At 58.5% G+C, this 2,654-nt stretch carries 1 protein-coding gene and 1 pseudogene; both read left to right on the top strand.

All coding sequences use genetic code 11. The annotated features are described in order from the left end of the window. Window positions 1-1,565, top strand: a 1,565-nt coding sequence (locus IE243_RS22470; protein WP_191321514.1) for a Tn3 family transposase, incomplete at its 5' end; no start/stop codon positions are given. Window positions 1,566-1,625: 60 nt separating this feature from the next. Beyond that, window positions 1,626-1,958: pseudogene (locus IE243_RS22465) on the top strand (transposase); the annotation flags it as partial. Window positions 1,959-2,654 lie beyond the last annotated feature (696 nt).

The raw sequence follows: 2,654 nt of genomic DNA, 5'->3' as shown, positions 1-2,654 counted from the left end.
ATGTGAGAACTACTTCGTTTCATGCGGATATGAGCCGGAATGATCGAAAAACGCTCTATTTGCTGGGTCGGCGCGACGCCGCCAAAGTGGCGGATGTGCTTCCGTTCGATTCAAATGCTGCATCCTACCTCGCTGACCGGGCACGAAATCTTGACTGGCGGCTGCGCCGATTTGCCAAGCAGTTGAAAACAAACAAGCTTGAGGGAGTGTCGCTCGAACGAGACCGGCTCAAGCTTCAGCAAATGCCGCCTGTCACCCCACCGGAAGCTGAAGCCCTCGATCGCAAGCTCGATACCCTGCTTCCCCGCGTGCGCATCACCGAGCTGCTGCTTGAAGTCGCCGAACGCACTGGTTTTTTGAACGCATTCCGTGACCTGCGCTCAGGCAAGGAGCACGACAACCCCAGCACGGTACTCGCCGCAATTCTGGCTGATGGCACCAACCTCGGGCTGGAGCGGATGGCCAATGCCAGCGAAGGCGTCAGCTATGCCCAACTCGCATGGACCCACAACTGGTATCTTTCACCCGAGAACTATCAGGCCGCGCTGGCCATGATCATCTCAGCCCATCACGAATTACCCTTCGCGCGGCATTGGGGCGCTGGCACCAGTTCGTCGTCCGATGGCCAGTTCTTCCGGTCGGGGCGGAGCCGTTCAGGGGCGGCGGACGTCAATGCCAAATATGGCGCCGAACCTGGCGTGAAAATCTATTCTCACCTTTCCGATCACTTCGCATCATTCGGATCACGGATCATGTCCGCGACGGCAGGTGAAGCGCCTTACGTGCTCGACGGGCTTGTCCAGGGCGCCGGCAACCTTCCGTTGCATGAGCACTATACCGATACCGGCGGCGCCACCGATCATGTTTTCGCACTCTGCCACCTACTCGGGTTCCGCTTCGCGCCACGGCTGCGCGATATTGGCGACCGCAAGCTGGGTTCGATCGCTGCGCCATCGACATACAAGGGCATCGAAAATCTGATGGGCCGCACCATCAAAACGGCAGCGATCGAGGCCGATTGGGATGACATCGTCAGGATTGTCGCCTCAATCAAGGATGGCACGGTGGCGCCGTCAGTAATCTTGCGAAAACTTGCCGCCTACAAACGCCAGAACAGGCTGGATTTTGCATTGGCTGAACTGGGCCGTATCGAGCGCACTTTGTTCACGCTCGATTGGCTTGAACAACCGGAACTGCGACGTGCCTGTCAGGCCGGTCTCAACAAAGGCGAGGCGAGGCACACGCTTGCCGCCGCCATCTATACCAACCGGCAGGGTCGGTTCACCGATCGCTCGCTGGAAAATCAGGAATTTCGCGCATCTGGGCTGAACCTGCTGATTGCGGCGATTTCCTACTGGAACACGGTCTATCTCGACCGGGCCGCCCAGCACCTCAACGCTGTCGGCACGACGTTCGATGCGGCACTGCTTGCGCACCTTTCTCCGATGGGCTGGGCGCACATCAGTCTGACCGGCGATTACCTCTGGGAGCAGGCCAGGCGACTTCCAGCAGGTGAATTCCACCCACTCAACGAGCCAATGGCGCGGTTGAAGCGTGTAGCGTAGCCCATGTTCCGCTTATGTCCGAGAAATCGTTGTCTGGCGAACAAACCTTGAGGTGACGCCAGCAAGGCCAATACCGGTTCAAGCGTCTGGGCCGATACGGCCTACCGCTCGAAGAAGAATGAAGCGTTTCTGGCAGATGGCATGTTCAGCAGCCAGATCCACCGCAAGAAGCCGAAGGGCCGCCCGATGCCCGCGCACATCGCACGGGCCAACGGTAAGCGTTCCGTTATCCGGGCTGCGGTTGAGCATGTCTTCGCGGCGCAGAAGCATCGGATGGGGCTGGTGGTTCGCACCATTGGCATGGCGCGGGCCCGGCTGAAGATCGGCATGGCCAATCTGGCCTACAACTTCACCCGGCTTGCCTGGCTTGAAGGGAAAAGTGCGCCCGCATGAACGCAACGGCCCCCCTCTGACAGCCCAATGGCGACAATCAAGCGAAACAGGGCGGCCAATCGGCGTCTCCCGGAGGCTCTCGCAACCTCAACGGGAGCGGATAAGCACGTTTTTCGAGGTGTCCACCTGGATACGATCACGGATTTCTGAAGCTCGATGCTGCTTGAGGGCCGTCGATACATCAATCACCATCGGGCTTCAGCTCAACCATTTTATAGTTCTGCCCTAGCAAGATTTCGTGGCGCTCCACTTTGTGTGCCGGGCCGATGGGGTGCCTCGGCTTTCGCAATTTGTTCGCGAGGGCTTTTCCAAGGTCGGCTGGTTCCGTATCACGTCGTAGAACTCGTGCCTCTCTCGCTCTTTTGTCCCGACCCGCGCACTCGTCGGATCCGCCAGCGCTGGAGACGCTATGATAAGAATGAAGACAAACGGTGCATATCGCATGCTATCTCTCCACGAGAAGTCTTGACGTAGAGAGACTGTCACGGCCGGGAACGGCCGTCGGTGACCTAAGTCACCCGATTCTTGCAATCATGTCCGTGACATCGAAAGCGCTGCCCGCAAGAAAGGGGAAACGGGCGTGTAGGCAAAGTGCTCCATCAATGCAGAGAGGTGGATTAAGCCTATAGAAAGTGCCTTAGACGTTGGTCACTCCGCTCACTGCAGGCGGGCCGCGATCGCGTTCATTTGCTCAAT

It is taken from the genome of Camelimonas fluminis (assembly GCF_014656355.1).
GTDB lineage: Bacteria > Pseudomonadota > Alphaproteobacteria > Rhizobiales > Beijerinckiaceae > Camelimonas > Camelimonas fluminis.
The sequence above is the reverse complement of the archived record's forward strand: the minus strand, read 5'-3'. Positions and strand labels throughout refer to the sequence as shown.